This window comes from Streptomyces endophyticus (assembly GCF_035798155.1).
In the GTDB taxonomy this organism is placed as follows: Bacteria; Actinomycetota; Actinomycetes; order Streptomycetales; family Streptomycetaceae; genus Streptomyces; species Streptomyces endophyticus.
The window spans coordinates 24,114-36,877 of record NZ_JAOZYC010000136.1 but is presented as its reverse complement, the minus strand read 5'-3'; the positions used below and the strand labels follow the sequence as shown (position 1 = coordinate 36,877).

The window sequence follows — 12,764 nt, the reverse complement described above, 5'->3', positions numbered from 1 at the left end:
CCCCGCTTCAGGCCCCCGCCCCGCCGTCCACCGGCACCACCGCGCCGGTCACCATCGACGCCCGGTCGCTGAGCAGCCACGCCGCCGCCTCGGCGACCTCGCGGGGTTCGGCCATCCGGCCGAGGGGGATCGCCGACTTCACCTGCTCGACGATGCCGGGGGTCGCCGCCTCCCAGGCGTCGATCATCTCCGTGGCGGTGCCGCCGGGGGTGAGGCCGTTCACCCGGATCCCGTCCGGGGCCCAACTGACCGCGGCGGTCTCGGTGATGCTGTTGAGGGCGCGCTTCATGGCGCCGTAGGCGGGCAGGGCGGGGTTCGCGCGACGGCTGCCGATGCTCGACGTATTGACGATCGCCCCGCCCCCGCCGCGCCGCATGAGTGCGGCCTCCGCGGTCATGGCGGTCCAGTGCGCGCGGAAGTTGACGGCGAACTGCTCGTCGATGTCCTCGTCGCTGGTGGTGTGCAGCGGGCCGGGCCGCTGGATCGCGGCGCCGTTGTTGAACGCGCCGTCGAGCCGGCCGTGCACCTCCGCCACGTGATCGACGGCCGCGCGGATGCTGTCCCGGTCGGCCAGGTCCAGCGGGACGGCGTCGGCCACGCCGCCGTCGGCGCGGATCTCGGTGACGATGCGGCGCAGCGCCTCGGTGCCGCGTGCGGCGAGCACCACGGAGGCGCCCTCGCGGGCGAAGAGGCGGGCGGCGGCCGCCCCGATGCCGCGGCTGGCGCCGGTGATGAACACGACCTTGCCGGAGAGCAGGCCGATGGGCGGGTGCGTCATGTGGTGCGGCGTGTGGTGCGTCAGGTCGTTCGTCGTGTCGTTCGGCATGTCGTTCGTCATGAGGGGAGTGTCGGCGCGGGCCGCTGGTCCGATACAGGCACAACCGGTACCAGGATGTGCGGCCGCGCGGCAGGCACACTGGAGGTATGGACAAGCAGGAGCTGGGGTCGTTCCTCCGCAGCCGCCGCGAGCGGCTCCGGCCGCAGGACGTCGGCCTGCCCCCGGGTGCGCGGCGTCGCACACCGGGGCTTCGCCGCGAGGAGGTGGCGGTCCTCGCGCACATCTCCACGGAGTACTACGTCCGGCTCGAACAGGGCCGGGCGCCACGGCCGTCCGGCGAGGTGCTCGCCGGGATCGCGGGGGCGCTGCGGCTCACCGACGCCGAGTCCGACCACCTCCATGTCCTCGCGGGGACCGCGCCGAGCCGCAGCGGGCTGCACCGGCGCGACGTCCGCCCGAGCATCCTCGCGCTGCTCGAACGGCTGCCGCAGACGGCCGCGTTCGTGACGTCCGCCGTGTTCGAGGTGCTCGCGTGGAACGACCTCACGGCCGCGCTCATGGAGGACTACGGCGAACTGGCCCCCGAGGACCGGAACTTGGCGCGCCGGGCGTTCCTCGGGCCGCAGCACCCCGAGGCCCCGCTCTACGGGATCTCCGACGCCGCCGAGTTCCGCCACCACGTCGTCATGGAGCTGCGGGCCGCCCTCGCCCGCTACCCGGAGGACCCCGCGGTCACCGGCCTCGTGGCCGAACTGCGCGACGGCAGCAGTGAGTTCGCCCGGCTGTGGGAGCTGCGCGACGTACAGGCCGCGCCGACCCTCACCAAGACGTTCCGCCACCCGGCCGTCGGACAGGTCACCGTCGACTGCGACGCCCTCGCGCTCACCGACCGCGACCAGCGCCTCGTGCTCTACAGCGCGCCCGCCGGATCCCGCGACGCCGAGACACTGGCCCTGCTGGGCGTGGTGGGTGCCGACGCGGGCGGGGTGCTGCCGCGGAACGCGTGAACGCGTGATCGCGGCCGAAGCCACCCTTCAACCCGCCGGTCGGTACTCCTGCTCGGGCCGCCCCGTGGCCCCGTACCGCAGCCGCATGCGCAGCAGGCCGTCCGTGCACAGTCCGGCGAGGTGACGCTGCGCCGTGGCGCGGGAGATGCCGATGGACCGGCCCACCTCGGCGGCGGAGACGGCGTCGGCGGTCTGCCGGACGGTGGCCAGCACCAGTTGGCGGGTGGCGGCGTGCGCGCCGGTGGGGCGGTCGCGGCGCGGTGCGGGCGCGGAGAGCGTGGCCACCGCCTCGTCGATCGTGTCCTGGTCGACGTGCGCCGAGTCCAACGCACGGCGGTAGCGGGCATAGCCGCGCAGACGGTCGATCAGGCGCTGCGGCGGGAACGGCTTCGCCAGGTAGGCCAGCGCGCCGGCCGACAGCGCCGCCCGCACGGTCCGCCCCTCCGTCGCCGCGCTCAACACGAAGCAGTCGCACGGCAGTTCACGGACCAGGTCCACGCCGGAGCCGTCCGGGAGGTACACGTCCACCAGAGCCAGGTCGACCACCTGCTCCCGTACGACCTCGCGCGCCTGCTCGGCCGACTGCGCCGTGGCCACCACCGTGAATCCGGGGGCCTGCGCCACGTGGGAGGCGTGCAGGCCCGCCACGTGGAAGTCGTCGTCCACCACCAGCACCGACAGCGTGGTCCTTTCGCTCACCGCGTCTCCCCCAGTACGCCCGGCAGCCGTGCCACGAACACGGCGCCGCCGGGATCCTCGTCGTTGTCCGGGCCGCCCGGTGTCACCAGGTCGACCTCCCCGCCCCTGCCCCGTGCGATCTGCCGCACCAGCGCAAGGCCGACACCCCGGCCGCCGGGCGTCGAGGTGTCCTCCTTGGACGAGACACCCTCCTCGAAGATGTCCTCGGCGCGCGCGGCCGGGACGCCGTCGCCGCTGTCCGCCACCGTGATCACGAGTGTCGTTCCGTGCGCCATCAGTTCCACCTCCACCTGACATGCCGCGCGACCGCTGTCGCCCGCGGCGTGCACGGCGTTGTCGAGGAGATTGCCGAGGACGGTGGTGACATCGACCGGCTCGGTGACGGGGGAGTCGACCCAGGTGCCCTCGCCGAGCGTCAGGTGCACGCCCTGCTCCCGCGCCTGGGCCGCCTTCGCGCGCAGGAAGGTGCGCAGGTACGCGTCGTCCACCGTGTCCAGGCCGGGCAGGGAGACCGACGCCGAGCCCGTGCCGAGGAGTTCCTCCAGGTAGCGGGCTGCCTGAGTCAGATGACCGCCGTGGACCAGGCCGGCCACCACGTGCAGCCGGTTGCTGAACTCGTGGCGCTGGGCACGCAGCGCCGAACTCATCGCCTGCACCGCGTCCAGCTGCCGGGTCAGCGACTCGACGTCGGTGCGGTCCTTGACGGTGACGAGCGTGCCCAGGTCCCGGTCGGCCCTGCGCACCCGCCGCGCCGACACCACGAGGACCCGGTCGCCCGCCGCGGTCACCACCGGCTCACCGCCACCGCCGTCCGGCCGGGCCGCGCGGGCCACCGCCAACACCCGTGGGTTCAGGCCCCATTCGGCCACCGGGGCGCCCAGCGGGCCGTCCACCGCGAGCAGCCGCCGCGCCTCGTCGTTCACGACCGTCACCCGCTCCCGCGCGTCGAGCGCCAGCACCCCGTCGCCGATGCCGTGCAGCACCGCCTCCTGCTCCTGGACGAGGCCGACGAGCTCCTCCGGCTCCAGGCCGAGGGTCAGCCGTCGCCACCGCCGGGCGAGCGCGGCGGAGGCCAGCACGCCCACGAGCAGCGCCACCGCCAGGCAGGTCAGACCGACCAGCAGGACGCGGACCACCTGGTCGTGCACGTGGCTCGCGGCGACGCCCGCGTTCGCCTCGCCCACCACACGACGGCTGTGCGGGGCGTAGACGGGGACCTTCGCCACGATCTCCTCACCAAGGTGTGCGCGGTCGTGATCCAGCACCTCGTGCCCGGCCAGCGCACGCGACGGGTCGGTGCTCACCATCCGCCCGAGCTGGCTCTTCTGCGGGTGGGCGATGCGGATGCCGCGGTCGTCCGTGACCACGACGAACAGCGATCCGGTACGGGCCCTGGCGGCCTGCGCGAGAGCCTGCACCGGTCCCTCGGCGAGCGCGGCGACGTCCTGCTCCGCGCGGGCCCCGCGGTGCCCGTCGCCGGACACGGAGTAGTGGGCCGCCTGCGCACGGACCACCGGATTCGCGGCGACGGTGCGGGCCACCCCCAGCGCCCGCAGCTGGTACTCGCGCTCGACGTGCTGATCGTTGACGTATGCGAAGGCCCCGAAGGCGGCGGTGAGGGCGAGCGCGACGACCGCGCTCTGCAGCAGCAGTACCTGGCTGCGCAGCCGCAGGCGCCGCCTGCGCCACCGCATGGACCTGGAGAACCTCACGTCGCGACGGTATCCGCCGCCTCTCACGGGATGGTCGGGGGCCCCGTCCCGAGCGTGCACTCAATGAGCACAACCCGCGCAAGGCGGGTTTCGCGGCTTGCGCGCGCAACCTGTTCGGCGCCGATCGGCGCGGGATAGGTTCGCCCGGATCTTCCCCCGGCCGACCCCGTACGCGTTCGTCGGCCCACCCTGCCCGATGCGCTTTGACCAGGAGTTACCCCATGACGCCACCGACCGCAGAGGCCCGGGACGGCCTGCGCGACAGCACTCGCGGAGGCCGCCGGTGACCACGCACACCTGGGGACTCCTGGCCATCCTGGTCCTGTCCATCGTCGCGCTGATCGCACTGATCAACTCGCGCCTTCGCCTGCACCCCTTCCTGGCCCTGACGCTGGTCTCGCTCGCCGCGGCCGTTGCCGCCGGGGAACCCGCGGAGAAGATCGCCGAGTCCCTGGAGACGGGCGCCGGGTCCATCCTCGGCGACGTCGGTGTCACCCTCGCCTTCGGAGCGATGCTGGGCCGGCTGCTGTCCGACTCCGGAGCCACCGACCGCATCGCCCGGCTCATCGTCGACCGGGCCGGTCCCAGATCGCTGCCGTGGTACATGGCCGGCGCGGCCTTCGTCATCGGCATCCCGATGTTCTTCGAGGTCGGGCTGATCGTCCTGCTGCCGCTGATCTTCAGCGTCGCGCAGCGGCTGCGCGACGACCACGGCGTCAAGGGCTCCCCCTACGTGGCCCTCGCGACCCCGGCGATCGCCGCCTTGTGCACCCTGCACGGCATGGTGCCCCCGCACCCGGGACCGCTGATCGGCGTGAGCGGTCTGCACGCCAACCTCGGCCTGACCATCGGTGTCGGCCTGGTGTGTGCGATACCCACGGTCATCCTCGCGGGCCCCGTCTACGGCCGGTGGATCGCGCCGCGCCTCGACGTCCGGCCGGACCGCACGCTCGTCGCCCAGTTCACCGGTGAGCGCGCCGCCGACGCGGGCACCCCGGCAGACACCACGGAGCCCGCCCGCCCGCGCCGCGGGGTGCCCACCGGCTGGGCCGTCGCCGCGGTCCTGGTCCCCGTCGTCCTGATGCTCCTGAACACCGTCGCCGACCTGGTGCCCGCGCTGCCCGAGGGGCTGCGGCACACCCTCGCCCTGACCGGTTCGCCGGTCGTCGCGATGTTCTTCGGCCTGCTCTTCGCGCTGTTCGTCGTGGCGCTGCCCAGCGGGGTGGGCGGTGAGGCGATCCGCGGCTCCCTGGGCGAGAGTCTGCGCTCCGTGGCCGGCATCCTGCTGATCATCGCGGGCGGCGGCGCGTTCAACCAGGTCCTCGAGGACTCCGGCATCGGCAAGGCCGTGGAGTCGGCCGCCTCCGGGGCACACCTCAACGTACTCGTCCTGGGCTGGCTGTTGGCGCTGCTGCTGTCGTTCTCCACGGGCTCCGCGACGGTGGGCATCGTCGCCGCCACCGGGGTCCTCGCCCCGATGGCCGCCACGCAGTCGAGCCTGACCACCTCGCTGCTCGTGGTCGCCATCGGCGCCGGTTCGGTGGGCCTCAACTACGTGAACCACGCGGGATTCTGGCTGGTCAAGGAGTCCTTCGGGATGACACTCGGCCAGGCCACCAAGTCCCACACCGTCATCCAGACACTGGTGAGTGTCTGCGGACTGCTGATGACACTGCTGCTGTCACTGCTGGCCTGACGCGTGGCCTGACGCGGTGACGAGGATGCGAAGGTCCCGTCGGGACACGTGAAGGCTCCACACATCCCTCTCCGCCGCTTTGACCTCGGCGGAGAGCGGTAAATAGGTTCGGGCGCCGAGTACTTCCTCGGGCACTTCCCTGTCCCGCCACGGAACGGAGCTTCCCCCGTGTCATCCCTTGACGCGTTCACGTCGTATCCCCTCAGCAGCGAGAACCCGGTGACCAGCGCCCCCGAGTGGCTGCGGGACAACCTCGGCACGTTCGTCGGCGTTCCGCTCCGGATCCTCCTGATCGTTCTCGGCGCCGTGCTGGTGCGCGCGCTCGCCCAGCGGGCGATATCGCGGACCGTGAACAGGGTCCTTCAGGCCAACGAGCACGACAGCGAGCCGCGACGCACCACCCGCGGCCCCGCCGTCCTGCAGCGCGACGCCTCCCGTGCGCAGGAGCGGCGCGAACAGCGGGCGCGCACCATCGGCTCGGTGCTCAGCAGCATCGTGACCATCGTCGTCTCCGTCATGGGCCTGGCCATGATCCTCGACCAGATCGGCATCGCGCTCGGCCCGCTGCTCGCCAGCGCCGGGGTGGTGGGTCTGGCGATCGGCTTCGGCGCGCAGAGCCTCGTCGCCGACTATCTGGCCGGGATGCTCATCATGATCGAGGACCAGTACGGCGTCGGTGACTCGGTCGACCTCGGCGAGGCCGTCGGCGAGGTCGAGCACGTCGGCCTCCGCCTCACCCAGGTCCGCGACCTCAACGGCGGCCTGTGGCACATCCGCAACGGCGAGATCATGCGCGTACGCAACGACAGTCAGGAGTGGGCCCGCGCGGTGCTCGACGTGTCGGTGGCGTACGACTCCAACCTGGAGAAGGTCTTCGCCGTACTGGAAGAGACCGGCATGTCGCTGCGCTCGGACCACGACTACAAGGGTGTCCTGCTGGAGGACCCGTCGGTGTGGGGTGTGCAGTCCATCGAGGCCGACGGCATCGTGGTGCGGCTCGTCGTGAAGACGGCGCCGCTGAAGCAGTGGGCCGTCACGCGTGAGCTGCGCCGCCGGGCCAAGGAGGCCCTCGACGCGGCCGGCATCGAACTGCCCTTCCCGCAGCGCGCGGTGTGGGTGCGGGGCGGCAAGGACATCGATGCGCAGGACGACCGCGCGGACGTCCCGGTGCCGCGCTGAGCGGTACCGACGTCACCCGTGGAGCGAGCGCGCTCCCGGTGAGTCGCCGGTGAAGCGCTGGCCCATGGCGATCTCCTCGCCGATCACCGACCAGACGGTCTCGTCGTGCCGGAACGGGAGCGGGTCGACGCCGCCCGTCTCTTCGCGGATGCGCTCGACCTCGCGCTCCAGACGCTCGAACCCGGCCTCCTCGTCCTCGTCGCCGAACGTGAACTCCTCCAGCAGACGCTGGAGTTGGACGGTCACGTGGATGAGCGAGGAGACATCGGTGTGGAGTGCCTGCACGGTCTCCTCGTCGGCGTCGACCGCGTACACCTGGCCGGAATCGGGGTCGAGGGCGAGGTGTGCGTTGAGCAGCCAGCCGATGACGGGCCAGCTGCCCGCGCCCGGCGGAGCGTCCTCGAAGTCCTCGGTGTCGGCGATGTCCCGGACGAGCGACAGTGCGCCGGATTCCGCCGAGGGCTCATAGAGCAGGAGCGTCCCGGTGGGGGCGCCCACGGTCCGCAGGAGGCCTGCGCCCTCGGTGTCCGCGACGGACGGCGGGAAGGCCGTGGCGGGCAGGGTCGCGAGGCGGTCCTCGCCGAAGATGTCGGCGAGGACGCCGCGGGTGATGTCGAAGAGCATTGCGGGAACCGGCTCCGAACTCTCGGGTGATGCGGGACTACGTGGCCGGGTTCCGGGTGGCGTCGAGCTCCGTCAGCCGGGTCACCAGGAGAGCGGCCTCCTCGGGGTCCATGCGGATGTCGAAGACGTCGTCGAGCAGCTTGGGCACCTCGCGCGGTGGCACGGTCTCCGTCACCGGATCCTGCCCCGGTCGGTGGGTCGTCCAGGCCAGCGCGTCGAGTGTGTCGTACCGGTCCGTGCGCAGGCGCTGGATGTACGGGCGGGTGACGAAGGGTGAGCGCTCGTGCGTGGACACGAAGTGGTTCCCGACCGCGTAGTCGACGGGGTACTGCGGGTTCTCGGTGAAGACCTGCCGCACCGTCCAGCCCTCCGGCCCCTCCGGACCGTCCCCACGCTGGTGCACCGCCCAGCCCGACGAACCGTGGGTGATGACCTGCCGCCGCAGCAGGTACGGCCACGGACCGCCTTCGCTGCGAGCGCCGTCGACCAACTCGATGGGCTCCAACGGGCTGGCGCCGAAGCCGATGTCGACCAGCCACCGCCCGCCGCCCACGTCCACGATCAGCATCGCGTGCGTCGGCGGGCGGGGCGTGCTGGAGTCCGCGCCGAGCTGCACCCGCGCGGAGACGGCGGTGAAACGGAAGCCGAGCGCCTCCAGCGCGGCGGCGAACAGCACGGTGTGTTCGTAGCAGTAACCGCCGCGGCCCCTGCTCACCAGCTTGTCCTGGACCGAGGGCACGTCGATCCGCACTTCGCGGTACAGGAACGAGTCGTACGTGTCCCACCGCAAGGTCAGCACATGCGCGCGCTGCAGGGCCCGCAGTGTCCCAAGGGTGGGCGCACGGTCCCCCTCGTACCCGAGGCGGGCGAGATAGGCGTCCAGGTCGAGTTGCTCGCTGCTCCACATGTGGGGGTCAACCCCGGCGGACTCGGCGGCTATTCCGGACGGCGCCCCCGGACCGCCGCCGAGTCGCGCCCGGGGCGGCTCACACCTTCAGCATCCGCTCGCTCAGCTCCCACAGTCGCCGCGCGGAGTCGGGGTCGAGGGAGTGGGACATGGCGTCGGCCGGGATGCTGTCGGCGGTCAGCGGCCGCTCCTCGTCGTCCAACGGTGCGATGTCGCTGTCCTTGAGGTAGACGCCACCGACGTTCGCGAGCGCCGGATGCGCGGCGCCGAACACGATCGTCGCCGCGCCCTGCGCGGCCGTCTTCTTCCCGCGGGCGGGGTCGATGACCGGTCGGCCCTGCTCGTCGATCAGGCCCTCGGCGCGCAGGGCCTCCTCGCCCGCCGCGCTGTTCAGCGCGGTGCCGACGACGACGCCGGGGTGGGCGGAGTACGCGCGGATGCCGTCGGCGGCGTGGCGGTGGTCGAGTGCGACGCCGAACAGGACGTTGGCGCACTTCGACTGCGCGTACGCGAGGCCCGGACTGTAGTCGCCCGCCTCGAAGTTGACGTCGTCCCAGCGGATGCCGGACATGCGGTGCGCGCCGGAACTCACGTTGACGACGCGGGCCCCGTGGGCGGCGCGCAGGGCGGGCAGCAGGTCGAGCGTGAGCTGGAAGTGGCCCAGGTGGTTGACGGCGAACTGCAGCTCGTAGCCGCGTCCCTCGACTTCGCGGGTCGCGGGGGCGGCCACGCCGGCGCAGTTGACGAGGATGTGCAGGGGGCGGCCGGTGGCGTTCCACCGGTCGGCGAAGGCGGTGACGGAGGCCGGGTCGGCCAGGTCCAGACGTCCGGTCTCCGCCCCTTCGACACCGGCCGAGGCCAGTGCGTCCGCCGCGCGCCGCGGGTCACGGGCGGCGACGGTGACCGAGGCGCCCCTGGCGGCGAGCGCGCGGGTGACCTCCCGTCCGATCCCGGCGTGGCCGCCGGTGACGACGGCGTACTTGCCGGTCAGGTCGGTGTCGGCGAGGACGTCGTCCGCCGTCGACGCGGGCGTGAATCCGGAGCCGATGGGCCGCTGTTCGGTGGTCATGAGGCATGTCCTCTCGCGGTGCGGCGCGTGTCGGCCCCGATCGGGCCGCCGCGCACTTTCCGGAACGTTGCTCCGTTTAGCTTACGGAGCAACGTTCCGTTTCGGCAAGCGCAGTAGGGTTCCCTTCGAAGGACCGTCCTCGGGAGGAAAGCGTGGAAACCACGGAAGGCCAGGTCGGGGGAGTGGGCCGCGGCAAGCGGGCCGACGCGGCGCGCAACCAGGAGAAGCTGCTCGCCGCGGCCGCCCAGGTGTTCGTGACCTCCGGCGTCGACGCGCCGGTGCGGCAGATCGCCGCCGAGGCCGGAGTCGGCATGGGCACGATCTACCGGCACTTCCCGACCCGCGCGGAGCTCGTGGTCGCGGTCTTCCGCCACCAGGTCGAGGAGTGCGCGGAGGCGGGCCCGCGGCTGCTGGCGGAGGCCGGGTCCCCGTTCGAGGCGCTGCGCGCGTGGGTCGACCTGTTCGTGGACTTCCTGGTCACCAAGCACGGCCTGGCCAACACGCTGGAGCCGGACAGCAGCGGTTTCGCCGCGCTGCACTCGTACTTCATCGATCGTCTGATGCCCGTCGCCGAGCACCTGCTCGACGCGGCCGTCGAGGCCGGTGAGATCCGGCCCGGGACGCGGCCCTACGAACTCCTGCGCGGCATCGGCAACCTCTGCATCGGCCACGAAAGTGACACCGACTACGATCCGCGCCGGCTGATCGACCTGCTCCTACGGGGGCTTCAGCGGTCGAGCTGAAGCGGCACGGTGCGGCGGGGCGTCCTCTCTCGCCCGCTGGTGTGACCCGTGGGCGCGCCGCCCGCTCGGGACGGAGCCCGCGCCGAAGACTGACGGCATGATCCTGCGCCTCACCTCCGCCCGGCTCGTGCAGCGGGCCGCTCTGGTCGCCGCCGCCGCGCTGACCACCGCCCTGTCCGCCACCCTCGTCACCGCGCCCGCCGCGTCGGCCGCCCACTGCGCCGACTCCTCCTGCGGCGGCCCGGCCGTCGTGGCCCCGCTGTCCCAGGAGCCGCCCGCCGTCGGCGCGTGTACGAGCCCGGAACCCGTGGTGTGCGAGATCCGCCGCTCCACCCCCGACGAGCGGGTGGGGCAGCGCGACATCCGGATGCGGTACCTCGACCTCATCGGCGACATGGACCACGTGCGGTGCACGATGCGCGCCGAGGGGCGGAGCCCCGAGGAGATCGCCCGCCGCATGGTCGACATGCGCAACGACGCCAAGGAGATCACCCGGGCCGGGATGACACCGGAGGAGGTCCGGGTCCTCGAAGCGCGCAACATCGTGAAGTACGGGAACCCCCTGGGCCCCACCGCCGACCAGCTCCACGCCAAGTACGGCTCGTGGGAGAAGGTCGCCGACGCCGCCACCCGCACCAGCCGCGCCGTCGACGGCGAACTCGGCCTCGCGTACCTCCCCTGCCCCTGCGAGGTGCCCGCCGCGGCCTGACCGCGGGGACCCGGCGGGCCGTGCGGTCGACTGCCCGCCGGGGCGGGCTCAGCGGCCCGTGTCCCCGTCCGCCGCGCAGGCGGCCGGTGGGGTGTCGGCGCCCGCGCTGCCACGGAGGGAGGGAGGCCAGAGAGGGCGGTGGTGCCGGGGCAGCGTCTCCAGGGCCCCGCTCACGGTGGGGTAGCTCGGCAGCAGTTCATGGCTGGCGGTCTGGATGAGCAGATCGGTCAGGCGGCGTCCGGGGCCGGCCAACAGAAGCAGTCCCTCGCGACGTTGCAGCAGCCAGCGGGCGGCGAGCAGGCAGTTGAGGCCGCGCGAGTCGCAGAACGTGAGTGCCGTCACGTCCAGCACCAGGTGCCGGTGCCCGGCCAGGACCCGCGTCCCGATCGTCCGGAGGAAGAACTGCTCGCAGTTCTGGTCGAGTTCTCCGCTCACGCGCAGGACCGCACAGTGCTCGCACCGCGCCAGCTCGGTGACGGACAGGCGGCCGGCCTGTGTGGTCATGGCGCCTCCTGTAAGTCGTATGGATACGACGGTGTCTTCTTCGGCTGCCCCGGACTTTCCCCCGTACGCGCAGAAGTACATCAATGAGCGCAGTCTTTCCGTAGAGCTGCGCCACACGTATGACGGAGCGTCAAGTTACAGGTGTGTAACGGGGGGTGGTGGGTATGAGCCCGTGCACGCCGCACTCCCGACGGGGGAGTGCCTTCTGTACGAGGGAGCGACGAAGATGCCCCAGGCCGACAGCCCGGCGATCCAGCGTCCTGATGTGACCGAACGACATACCACCGGCCTCGGCGACGCGGCCCCGGCGGTCGACGCGCCGGGCCTTCGGTCACTCTCCGACACGGGCGGGCTCACGGCGGCAGACATCCGCGAGCTGTCCAAGTCGCTGTTCGCCCGGCTTGGTGAACTCGAGGAGGGCACCCATGAGTACGCCTACGTACGCAACAACCTCGTCGAGCTCAACCTGAACCTCGTGCACTACGCCGCGCGGCGGCTCCGGGCTCGTCCCGACTCCTACGAGGACGTCGTGCAGGTCGGCACGATCGGCCTGATCAAGGCCATCGACCGCTTCGACCTGTGCCGGGGAGCGGAGTTCACCAGCTTCGCCCTGCCCACCGTCCTGGGCGAGATCAAGCGCTTCTTCCGCGACACCACCTGGGCCGTCCACGTTCCCCGCAGGTTGCAGGAGCTCAGCCAGCACCTCGACCGGGCGAACACCCGCCTCGAGCAGGCCAACGGCCACGCGCCCACCGTCGCCGAACTCGCCGCCCACCTCGGCCTGGACGAGGACGAGGTCGCCGAGGGGCTGACCGCCTCCAACGGCTGCACCGCCGCCTCGCTGGACTGGTCGGCCGACACCGACGCCGACGACACACTGGCCGACCACATCGGCTGCCACGACCCGGAGTTGGCCAAGGCCGAGAACCTCCAGGCCCTCAAGCCCCTGATCTCCGACCTCTCGCGGCGGGAGCGCACACTCCTCGCCCTGCGGTTCGTCGACGAGATGACACAGGCCGAGATCGGACGCGAACTGGGCGTCTCGCAGATGCAGGTCTCCCGCCTCCTCACGCGTGTCCTGGACCGGCTCCGGGCGCGGCTCGGCGAGTAGGCAGAGCGCGGCGGGCCCGCCCACGG

Annotated in this window: 13 protein-coding genes; 6 read left to right on the top strand and 7 right to left on the bottom strand. The window is 72.4% G+C overall.

Going from position 1 to position 12,764, the window contains the following annotated elements:
* Positions 1–7: 7 nt before the first annotated feature.
* Positions 8–778 carry an SDR family NAD(P)-dependent oxidoreductase gene (locus tag OKJ99_RS24265; protein ID WP_326019828.1) on the bottom strand — a complete coding sequence of 257 codons (771 nt, stop codon included), beginning with the start codon at positions 776–778 and terminating at the stop codon, positions 8–10.
* Positions 779–924: 146 nt separating this feature from the next.
* On the opposite strand from OKJ99_RS24265, the gene OKJ99_RS24260 reads away from it, so the two are divergent.
* Complete coding sequence (locus tag OKJ99_RS24260) at positions 925–1,785, top strand: helix-turn-helix transcriptional regulator (RefSeq protein ID WP_326019494.1); 861 nt, start codon at positions 925–927, stop codon at positions 1,783–1,785.
* 27 nt (positions 1,786–1,812) lie between these two features.
* Here OKJ99_RS24260 and OKJ99_RS24255 read toward each other — a convergent pair whose 3' ends face one another.
* Positions 1,813–2,484: a response regulator gene (locus OKJ99_RS24255; protein ID WP_326019493.1), complete on the bottom strand. Its 672-nt coding sequence runs from the start codon at positions 2,482–2,484 to the stop codon at positions 1,813–1,815.
* Positions 2,481–4,196, bottom strand: a complete 1,716-nt coding sequence (locus tag OKJ99_RS24250; protein WP_326019492.1) for a sensor histidine kinase — start codon at positions 4,194–4,196, stop codon at positions 2,481–2,483. Before OKJ99_RS24250 ends, OKJ99_RS24255 begins: the two co-directional genes overlap by 4 nt.
* A 283-nt stretch (positions 4,197–4,479) precedes the next feature.
* Between OKJ99_RS24250 and OKJ99_RS24245 the strand changes: the two genes are divergently transcribed.
* Both OKJ99_RS24245 and OKJ99_RS24240 read left to right on the top strand, forming a co-directional pair.
* Positions 4,480–5,892: a GntP family permease gene (locus tag OKJ99_RS24245; RefSeq protein ID WP_326019491.1), complete on the top strand. Its 1,413-nt coding sequence runs from the start codon at positions 4,480–4,482 to the stop codon at positions 5,890–5,892.
* Between the two features lie 168 nt (positions 5,893–6,060).
* Positions 6,061–7,071, top strand: coding sequence for a mechanosensitive ion channel family protein (locus tag OKJ99_RS24240; protein WP_326019490.1), 1,011 nt, complete (start codon positions 6,061–6,063; stop codon positions 7,069–7,071).
* Positions 7,072–7,083: 12 nt separating this feature from the next.
* Here OKJ99_RS24240 and OKJ99_RS24235 read toward each other — a convergent pair whose 3' ends face one another.
* From OKJ99_RS24235 to OKJ99_RS24225, 3 genes are all read right to left on the bottom strand, one after another.
* Positions 7,084–7,695, bottom strand: a complete 612-nt coding sequence (locus OKJ99_RS24235; RefSeq protein WP_326019489.1) for an SUKH-4 family immunity protein — start codon at positions 7,693–7,695, stop codon at positions 7,084–7,086.
* Positions 7,696–7,732: 37 nt separating this feature from the next.
* Positions 7,733–8,602: an arylamine N-acetyltransferase family protein gene (locus OKJ99_RS24230; protein ID WP_326019488.1), complete on the bottom strand. Its 870-nt coding sequence runs from the start codon at positions 8,600–8,602 to the stop codon at positions 7,733–7,735.
* 79 nt (positions 8,603–8,681) lie between these two features.
* Complete coding sequence (locus OKJ99_RS24225; RefSeq protein WP_326019487.1) at positions 8,682–9,671, bottom strand: SDR family NAD(P)-dependent oxidoreductase; 990 nt, start codon at positions 9,669–9,671, stop codon at positions 8,682–8,684.
* A 152-nt stretch (positions 9,672–9,823) separates the two neighbouring features.
* Between OKJ99_RS24225 and OKJ99_RS24220 the strand changes: the two genes are divergently transcribed.
* Together OKJ99_RS24220 and OKJ99_RS24215 are read left to right on the top strand one after the other, a co-directional pair.
* On the top strand, positions 9,824–10,414 hold the full coding sequence (locus tag OKJ99_RS24220) for a TetR/AcrR family transcriptional regulator (protein WP_326019486.1): 591 nt from the start codon (positions 9,824–9,826) through the stop codon (positions 10,412–10,414).
* Positions 10,415–10,511: 97 nt separating this feature from the next.
* Entirely contained in the window at positions 10,512–11,123 is a 612-nt protein-coding gene (locus OKJ99_RS24215) for a hypothetical protein (RefSeq protein ID WP_326019485.1), read from the top strand.
* A 48-nt stretch (positions 11,124–11,171) separates the two neighbouring features.
* Here OKJ99_RS24215 and OKJ99_RS24210 read toward each other — a convergent pair whose 3' ends face one another.
* Positions 11,172–11,627 carry an STAS domain-containing protein gene (locus OKJ99_RS24210; protein WP_326019484.1) on the bottom strand — a complete coding sequence of 152 codons (456 nt, stop codon included), beginning with the start codon at positions 11,625–11,627 and terminating at the stop codon, positions 11,172–11,174.
* A gap of 226 nt (positions 11,628–11,853) precedes the next feature.
* Here OKJ99_RS24210 and OKJ99_RS24205 point away from each other — a divergent pair, with 226 nt between their 5' ends.
* Positions 11,854–12,738: a SigB/SigF/SigG family RNA polymerase sigma factor gene (locus OKJ99_RS24205; protein ID WP_326019483.1), complete on the top strand. Its 885-nt coding sequence runs from the start codon at positions 11,854–11,856 to the stop codon at positions 12,736–12,738.
* The last annotated feature ends 26 nt before the right edge of the window (positions 12,739–12,764 follow it).

Bases quoted from the DNA above. Each gene is read 5' to 3' on its own strand.
- OKJ99_RS24205 (WP_326019483.1), top strand. From the start codon at position 11,854: ATGCCCCAGGCCGACAGCCCGGCGATCCAGCGTCCTGATGTGACCGAA.
- OKJ99_RS24230 (WP_326019488.1), bottom strand. From the start codon at position 8,602: ATGTGGAGCAGCGAGCAACTCGACCTGGACGCCTATCTCGCCCGCCTC.
- OKJ99_RS24215 (WP_326019485.1), top strand. From the start codon at position 10,512: ATGATCCTGCGCCTCACCTCCGCCCGGCTCGTGCAGCGGGCCGCTCTG.
- OKJ99_RS24210 (WP_326019484.1), bottom strand. From the start codon at position 11,627: ATGACCACACAGGCCGGCCGCCTGTCCGTCACCGAGCTGGCGCGGTGC.
- OKJ99_RS24235 (WP_326019489.1), bottom strand. From the start codon at position 7,695: ATGCTCTTCGACATCACCCGCGGCGTCCTCGCCGACATCTTCGGCGAG.
- OKJ99_RS24260 (WP_326019494.1), top strand. From the start codon at position 925: ATGGACAAGCAGGAGCTGGGGTCGTTCCTCCGCAGCCGCCGCGAGCGG.
- OKJ99_RS24265 (WP_326019828.1), bottom strand. From the start codon at position 778: ATGACGCACCCGCCCATCGGCCTGCTCTCCGGCAAGGTCGTGTTCATC.
- OKJ99_RS24225 (WP_326019487.1), bottom strand. From the start codon at position 9,671: ATGACCACCGAACAGCGGCCCATCGGCTCCGGATTCACGCCCGCGTCG.